Source organism: Dietzia sp. DQ11-71, assembly GCF_014144995.1.
Classification (GTDB): Bacteria; Actinomycetota; Actinomycetes; order Mycobacteriales; family Mycobacteriaceae; genus Dietzia; species Dietzia kunjamensis.
In genome coordinates this window covers 1-7,453 of the sequence record NZ_JAALDT010000188.1, presented here as the reverse complement: position 1 = coordinate 7,453, position 7,453 = coordinate 1, and the positions used below count along the sequence as shown (strand labels likewise).

General features: G+C 69.8%; 6 protein-coding genes and 1 pseudogene. 3 read left to right on the top strand and 4 right to left on the bottom strand.

What is annotated here, in order from left to right:
* Positions 1-42: 42 nt before the first annotated feature.
* Positions 43-309, top strand: coding sequence for a molybdopterin-binding protein (locus tag G6023_RS07740; RefSeq protein ID WP_241727752.1), 267 nt, complete (start codon positions 43-45; stop codon positions 307-309).
* Here the strand turns inward: G6023_RS07740 and G6023_RS07735 are convergent.
* Both G6023_RS07735 and fdh read right to left on the bottom strand, forming a co-directional pair.
* A pseudogene (locus tag G6023_RS07735) lies at positions 243-509 on the bottom strand (4Fe-4S dicluster domain-containing protein); the annotation flags it as partial. The gene G6023_RS07740 and the pseudogene G6023_RS07735 overlap by 67 nt on opposite strands.
* Positions 510-512: 3 nt before the next feature.
* Positions 513-3,767: a formate dehydrogenase gene (fdh, locus tag G6023_RS07730; RefSeq protein WP_241727751.1), complete on the bottom strand. Its 3,255-nt coding sequence runs from the start codon at positions 3,765-3,767 to the stop codon at positions 513-515.
* 193 nt (positions 3,768-3,960) lie between these two features.
* Between fdh and G6023_RS07720 the strand changes: the two genes are divergently transcribed.
* Both G6023_RS07720 and G6023_RS07715 read left to right on the top strand, forming a co-directional pair.
* On the top strand, positions 3,961-5,256 hold the full coding sequence (locus tag G6023_RS07720) for a hypothetical protein (RefSeq protein ID WP_347570744.1): 1,296 nt from the start codon (positions 3,961-3,963) through the stop codon (positions 5,254-5,256).
* Between the two features lie 9 nt (positions 5,257-5,265).
* The gene (locus G6023_RS07715) at positions 5,266-6,282 is read left to right on the top strand and encodes an iron-containing redox enzyme family protein (protein WP_067720039.1); all 1,017 of its coding nucleotides are present in this window, start codon (positions 5,266-5,268) and stop codon (positions 6,280-6,282) included.
* A 157-nt stretch (positions 6,283-6,439) separates the two neighbouring features.
* Here G6023_RS07715 and G6023_RS07710 read toward each other — a convergent pair whose 3' ends face one another.
* Together G6023_RS07710 and G6023_RS07705 are read right to left on the bottom strand one after the other, a co-directional pair.
* Positions 6,440-6,610 (bottom strand): CDGSH iron-sulfur domain-containing protein, encoded by a 171-nt coding sequence (locus G6023_RS07710; protein WP_096907399.1) that lies wholly within the window; start codon positions 6,608-6,610, stop codon positions 6,440-6,442.
* A gap of 34 nt (positions 6,611-6,644) precedes the next feature.
* The gene (locus G6023_RS07705; protein WP_182634823.1) at positions 6,645-7,313 is read right to left on the bottom strand and encodes a HemK2/MTQ2 family protein methyltransferase; all 669 of its coding nucleotides are present in this window, start codon (positions 7,311-7,313) and stop codon (positions 6,645-6,647) included.
* Positions 7,314-7,453 lie beyond the last annotated feature (140 nt).

The following is a 7,453-nucleotide window of genomic DNA, read 5'->3' as shown; positions in this document are numbered from 1 at the left end:
GCCGGGGACGCCGACCTCGTGGTGACCGTCGGCGCGGTGTCGATGGGCGACGCCGAGGTCGTGCGCCAGGTGCTCGCCGACCGGGAGGGCGCCCGTTTCGCCCCGATCGCCATGCAGCCCGGCGGCCCGCAGGGGCTCTCGAGCTGGCGTGGCACTCCCGTGGTGTGCCTGCCGGGCAACCCCGTGAGCGCGATGGTGTCGTTCGTCGTGCTCCTGCGGCCGGTCATCCTCGAGGCCGTCGGCCGCGCGTGCTCGATGAACGCGACGTGCCGCCACGTCGAGGCGCCCAGCGCCTGGGTGTTGTCGTAGGACATGCCGGTGAGCTCGAGGCCGTCGGAGGGGATGAGGTTCCACTCCTTGCACGCCACCTCGCAGGCCTTGCAGCCGATGCACACGCTGGTGTCGGTGAAGAAGCCCTTGCGCGGCGGCGGGTCGGCGTAGCCGTTGTCCTCGGCGGGGTCGATGTCCCCGAAGAAGGACCGCCCGAGATCGGACAGGAAGGCGGACATGATTCAGCTCTCCGTTCCCGGTTCGGTGATGACTCCCGCGCGCCGGCGGTAGCCCTCGACGAACTCCAGCAGTGCCGGTCCACGCGGCCGTCGTCCCGCGACGATGTCACAGCTCGTGGCCTTGGTCGCGGGAATGGACACGTTGGGATCGAGGGACTGGGCGAGCAGGTCGTTCGCCGGGTCGCCGATGCTCACGCCGTTGCCGCCCCAGTGATAGGGCAGCCCGATCTGGTGCAGGGTGCGACCGTCGATGAGCAGCGGCGTCATCCGCCTGGTCACGAGGACCCGCGCCTCGATCGCGGAGCGGGAGGTGACGATCGTCGCCCAGCCCCCGTTGACCAGGCCCCGCTCCCGCGCCAGCTCAGGGCTGATCTCGCAGAAGAACTCCGGCTGCAGCTCGGACAGGTAGGGCAGCGTCCGGCTCATCGCGCCCGCCGTGTGGTGCTCGGTCAGGCGGTAGGTGGTGAAGACGAACGGGAACACCTCGCTGCCCGGCTCTCCGTGACCCGGTTGGGATTCGTTGTACCGCCCGGGCCGGATCGCACGGGCGGGGTTGGCGTCCCGGCCCGGGTAGATCGGGTTGGCGACGGGCGATTCCGGCGGCTCATAGTGCGCCGGCAGCGGCCCGTCGGCCAGGCCGCGCGGAGCGTAGAGCCATCCGCGGCCGTCGTCCTGCATGATGAACGGCTGTGCACCGCCGATGGCGGCCGGACCCACCGCGCCCTCGGGCGGGGAGTAGTCGGGCGACTTGTCGGCCTCGAAGTCGGGTACGTCGTCACCCACCCACCGGCCGGAGCCGTCGGCGGCCTCGGGGTCCCAACTGATGAGTGCCTTGCGCTCGCTCCACGGACGGCCCTCCGGGTCCGCGGAGGCACGGTTGTAGAGGATGCGACGGTTCGCCGGCCACGCCCAGCCCCACTCCGGGGCCACCGGGCCCTGCTCGTGGCGGGACTTGCGCCGCGCGGCCTGGTTGACGCCGTCGGCGTAGACACCGCAGTAGATCCAACACCCGCACGAGGTCGAGCCGTCCGGCTTGAGCTGGGTGAACGTCGACAGGGGCTCGCCGTCCGCGCCGCGGCCGTTGATCTCGGCCAGCACGGCCTCGGCGTCGGGTTCGTCGTCCGAGCCCGGCTCCATCGGGTAATCCCAGGTCAGGTCCAGCAGCGGCCGGTCTCGGGGGTCGGTGGAGTCGGCCAGCTTCGCCCGCAGTCGACGCCCGAGGTGGTAGTAGAACCACAGTTCACTGCGCGCGTCCCCCGGCGGCTCGACGGCCTGGTGGCGCCACTGCAGCAACCGCTGGGTGTTGGTGAACGTGCCCTTCTTCTCCACGTGGTTGGCTGCCGGGAAGAAGAAGACCTCGGTGCCGACGTCCTCCGCGCGCATCTCACCGGTCTCGATCTCCGGGCCACTGCGCCAGAAGTCGGCGCTCTCGATCATCACGAGGTCTCGGACGACCAGCCAGTCGAGGTTGGCCAGCCCGGCGCGCTGCATCCGCCCGTTGGCAGTGCCCACGGCGGGGTTCTCGCCGACCAGGAAGTACCCGCCGCCGCCTTCGTTGATCTGCCGCTGCACCGTGACGGTCGAGTCGTGCTTGCCCGTGAGCTTGGGCAGGTAGCCGTAGGCGAAGTCGTTGTCCGCGGTGGCCGCGTCGCCCCACCAGGCCTTGAGCAGGCTGACGGTGTACGACCGCATGTGTCCCCAGAAGCCCTGAGCTTCGTCATCGGTGCCGATGTAGCTGTCCAGGTCCGGCTGTTCGCCGGCGTTCGGCGTGGGCAGGTACCCCGGCATGAGGTCGTACAGCGTGGGGATGTCGGTGGAGCCCTGGATGCTGGCGTGTCCGCGCAGCGCCATGATGCCGCCACCGGGGCGGCCGATGTTGCCGAGCAGCAGCTGGAGGATCGCGGCCGTGCGAATGTACTGCACTCCCACGGTGTGCTGGGTCCAGCCGACGGCGTAACAGAACGCGGTGGTGCGTTCCCGTCCCGAGTTCTCGGTCAGCGCACGGGCGACGCGGAGGAAGTCGTCGGCAGCGACGCCGCAGGTCCGCTCGACCATTTCCGGCGTGTAGCGACTGAAGTGCCGTTTGAGGATCTGAAAAACGCAGTGCGGGTGCTGCAGGGTCTCGTCCCGCTCGGGCGCCTCGGTCGTGGCCGATGCCCGGGCACCACCGGCGCCGGGGGTCTCGGAGGCTTCGTCCTCGGCATCGTCGTCGCTGCGGCCCTCGTCGGGCATGTCGTTCTGGGCGCCCGCGTACTGCCAGGACTCCAGGTCGTAGGTCCGGTCGTCGGCGTCGAAGCCGGAGAACAGGCCCGCGATGTCCTCGGTGTCCTCGAAGTCCTCGCCGATGATCGTCGACGCGTTGGTGTAGGCCAGCACGTACTCGTGGAACCAGGCGTCGTTGGTGAGGACGTGGTTGATCAGTCCGCCGAGGAACGCGATATCCGACCCCGCACGGATGGGTACGTGCTGGTCAGCGAGCGCACTGGTGCGCGTGAACCGGGGGTCGACGTGGATGATCGTGGCGCCACGGCGCTTGGCCTCCATGACCCACTGGAACCCCACCGGGTGCGCCTCGGCCATGTTGGAACCCTGGATGACGATGCAGTCGGCGTTCGCGAGGTCCTGCTGGTAGTTCGTGGCACCACCACGCCCGAATGAGGTTCCCAGACCGGGAACGGTGGAGGAGTGTCAAATGCGCGCCTGGTTCTCCACCTCGATGGCGCCGAGCGCCGTGTAGAGCTTCTTCATGAGGTAGTTTTCCTCGTTGTCCAGCGTCGCCCCGCCCAGGCTCGCAAGTCCCCGGGTGCGCCGGACGGTGTCTCCGTTCGAGTCCGTCTCCTCCCAGAACTCCTTCCGCGACTCCAGCACGCGGTCGGCGACCATCTCCAGTGCCGTGTCGAGGTCGAGTTCCTCCCACTCGGTCGCGTACGGCTTGCGGTGGAGCACCGTGGTGATGCGGTCCGGGTTGGTCACGAGCTGCTTGCTCGCCGAACCCTTGGGGCACAGGCGTCCGCGGGAGATGGGGCTGTCGTCGTCACCCTCGATCTGGGTGACCTTGCCACCGGAGACGTAGACGTCCTGGGCGCACCCGACCGCACAGAACGGGCAGACACTCTTGACCACCTTGTCGGCGGTGGCGGTGCGGGGGGTGATCTCGAGGGAACGCCGGGAGCGGGTCGCGGAGCCGCGACCGAGCAGATCCTCACCGGTGAACTGCCGCCAGACGGGCCAGTTCAGCGGTGAACCGCGTCGGCCCAGTTCCGGCCGCGACGCGCGCGGCCGGCCGGGGTCGGGCTGGCGTTCCGACCTCGCCTGTTCCGACCTCGCCTGTTCCGACATCGTCACCTCCCGTTCTCCTGTCCGCACCACGTGGGTTCCGTGCCATGTAACGCCAGCACAATGGCCTTCGCAACCGATTTGGCGAATCCTCTCCCGGGGCCATGATGGTGGGGTGGACGAGCAGACTTGGAACGAGGACGAGGTGTGGGCGACCGTCGGTCTCATGGCCGATCCGGGCGTGCCCCGGAGGGTCGCGGTGGCGATCGCGGACGATCTCGCGGACGACCTGTCCAGCGAACTCGGGGGTCGGTGGCGGGTGGAGGTCGACCAGGAGACCCTCCCGCTCGGACCGGACGGCGAGATCCGGCTCACCGAGCACGCCCCCCGGCTGCTGCAGGAACACGACTGGGACTTCGTGCTCTATCTGACGGACCTCGCCACCCGTTCCGACGGGGACCCGCTGCTCTACGACGTGAGCGGCTCGACCACCGCGGCGCTGGTGTGTATCCCGGTGTTCGGCGTCGTCAGAGTGCGTTCGAAGGTCCGCAAGCTCGTCCTGAAGCTGGTGCGTGCGGGCACCCACCAGAGTGGGCTGGGCGCACCCGCGACGGACGACCTGCCCCCCGAGCACTGCCGAGGCTTCCTCAACAAGGCCCGGTTGCTGACGGGGATGGTGCGCAACAACCGGCCGACCCGGATGATGACGGCGCTGACCGGTGTCGTGGCCGCCGGAGCGGGGACCGGTGCCTTCGGCATCTTCTACGGGAGTATCGCCTCGCTCGCGGTGGCGTTGCATCCGCTCCGGCTGCTGCTGATCAGCGTGATGGGCGTGCTCACCCTGGTGGTGTGGCTCATCCTCCGCAACGGCCTGTGGACCCGCCCGGATGACGGGCTCACGGCGAGCAACCGGCGGATGGACAACGCGGCCACGGTCCTGACGGTCGGTACCGGCGTCGGCATCATGTACCTCGGCCTGCTGGCCGCCATGTTCGTGCTGGCGATCGCCGTGATGGACGCGGGCTACCTCGAGACGCAGCTCGAGCGGCCCGTCTCGATCTTCGACTATGTCCACCTGGCCTGGCTGTCCAGTTGTCTGGGCGCCTTCGCCGGGGCGCTCGGGTCGAACTTCGACGACGAGGACGCCGTCCGCGAAGCCACCTACAGCCTGCGTTGGCACGAACGGCGCAAGCTGTTCGACAGCTATGAGAGCGGGGACGCCGACAGCGACGAGCAGGAGGAGCAGGAGCGGATCGAGCGCGAACACGGCGAGGACGACAACGACCACGACGGCGAGGACGACAACGACCACGACGGCGAGAACGACAACGACCACGACGGCGAGAACGACAGCAGCGAGAACAACAGCGACAGCGAGAACAACGACGACGACGGCGAGAGCGGCAACGGGAACCGGAGCTCCCGCGACGGGGGGCCGCGCGAGGTGGAGGACGACCGGCCGAGGGGGTAGACAAGGGATATGACAGCTGCACCGATCGACGCCGCCCCCGCGCAGGACTCCGCCACGACCGCGCCGTCGCTTCCCGTCGCCTGTGGTCCGCTGTCCGAGGCGGTCGTCGCGGCGTTGTCGTCTGGCGCCGTGCAGGACCTGCCGCCGGTACCGGCGGACACCGATCCGCTGGGCCGGGACCTTCAGCTCGCCCTGTACACGTTGTACGAGCTGCACTACCGGGGCTTCGACGGGGTCGACGCGGAGCTGGAGTGGGAGCCGGAGGTGCTGCGGCTGCGGCGGGACCTCGAGCGGGTCTTCCTCGGGCACCTGCGGTCGGCCGTCGAGCCCGGCGACGACCCCGTGGCCGAGATGGACGCACTGTCGGTCGAGGCGACCTCCGGCACCGGACCGTCCTGGTACTTCAAGGACGAGGGGTCGTGGGACCAGCTGCGCGAGTACTTCGCCCACCGGTCCCTGTACCACCTCAAGGAGGGTGACCCGCACGCGTTCACGATCCCGCGTCTGCAGGGTCAGGCCAAGGCCTCGTTCGTCGCGGTGGAGTTCGACGAGTTCGGTGGTGGGCGGGGTGAGCGCGTGCACCAGCGGTTGTGGGCCGACCTCATGAGCGCCGCCGAGCTGGACCCGACCTACCTCGGTTACCTCGACCGGGTGTCGGCAGAGACGCTGGCGACTGTCAACCTCATGTCGATGTTCGGCCTGCACCGGTCACTGCGGGGCGCGGCGATCGGCCATTTCGCGGCCATCGAGATCACCTCGTCGCCGGGATCGGCCCGCCTGGTGGCCGGACTGCGTCGGCTGGGCGCTCCCGAGGAGTGCGTCCACTTCTACGCCGAGCACGTGGAGGCCGATGCGGTCCATGAGCAGGTCATGCGGCACGACGTCGTGGGCGATCTGGTGCGCCGTGAGCCGGAACTGGCCGCCGACGTGGTGTTCGGTATGCGCGCGCTGGACTATCTCGACGACCTGGCCGCGGAGAAGATGCTCGCCGCGTGGAAGCGCGGCGAGTCCTCGCTCCTGCCCTGACACTCTCCCGGCCACTCTCCCGGCGAGCCGCCCGTCCCACCGCCCCGGGAAGATCCGCTACTCCGAATCGGGATTCGCTATGCGCATCGGGGTAGCAGATCCTGATTCCGGGTAGCGGATTCGCGGGAAGGGGTCCGCCGCCGCCCCGGGACAGCGCTCAGTCGTCGTCGCGGGCCGGGTCGGTCGGCCGGACCTTGCGGCGGTGACTCGTGTCGCACAACGGGTAGGTCTTGCTGCGCCGACACGTGCACACGGCCACCATGAAGCGGTCCGAGCACACGCGCTCGCCGTCGGGCGTCGTCATGTCGACCGGGCCCTCGATGAGCATCGGTCCCCCGGGCACGATCCGCACCCGCCGGGCGTCAGACGCGGTCAACGCGGATCACCACCAGCTCCTCCTCGCGGCGACCGGGCTCGAGCAGACCGGCGGCCTCGAGTCGCTCGGCGTACGAGGTCATGACGGGACCGAAGTCCACGACGCGGGTGGCGACGGTCCGCGCGGTGAACCCCGACTGCTCCAGCTTGCGGATGGTCTGCGGAGGGTCCGAGAACTCCGAGTGCACGATCATCATGCTCCCGCCGGGCGAGACCAGGTCCGGGGCGAGGTCGCACAGCTGGTCCAGCACCACGCGGCCGTTGGCGCCGGCGTCCCACGCCCGGTTGGGTCCGGTGCCCTCGAGCGGGACGTCGGACGGGACGTACGGCGGGTTGGAGACCACCACGTCGTAGGGGCCGGCCCGGCGGGCGTCGTCGAGGGTGCCGAGCCGGACGTCCACCTGCACCCCGGCCCGCTCGGCGTTGCGGGACGCGCACGCGACGGCGGCGGGGGAGATGTCGTAGGCGAGCACCTCCCTGGCGCCCTTGAGCGCGGTCTCGATGGCGAGGATGCCGCTGCCTGTACAGATGTCGAGGACACGCCGCCCGGCGACCAGATCGCACTGGTCGAGCGCCTCACAGATGAGCCAGGAGTCGTCCTGGGGCGCGTAGACACCGTCGTCGACCTCGATATGGGTGAACCGGGTCTGGGTCATCGGGGCCTCCGGTTGATCTTCGGGACAGATGTTGTCCAGTCAATCGGCGAAGCGCCCCACCTGCAACCGGATGCGGTCCTGTCGGGCCCGCCCGGACCGCCCGGCCCGCCCGTCGGGCCCGCCCGGACCGCGCCCCGGGG

Bases quoted from the DNA above. Each gene is read 5' to 3' on its own strand.
- G6023_RS07740 (WP_241727752.1), top strand. From the start codon at position 43: ATGGGCGACGCCGAGGTCGTGCGCCAGGTGCTCGCCGACCGGGAGGGC.
- G6023_RS07715 (WP_067720039.1), top strand. From the start codon at position 5,266: ATGACAGCTGCACCGATCGACGCCGCCCCCGCGCAGGACTCCGCCACG.
- G6023_RS07710 (WP_096907399.1), bottom strand. From the start codon at position 6,610: ATGCTCATCGAGGGCCCGGTCGACATGACGACGCCCGACGGCGAGCGC.
- G6023_RS07705 (WP_182634823.1), bottom strand. From the start codon at position 7,313: ATGACCCAGACCCGGTTCACCCATATCGAGGTCGACGACGGTGTCTAC.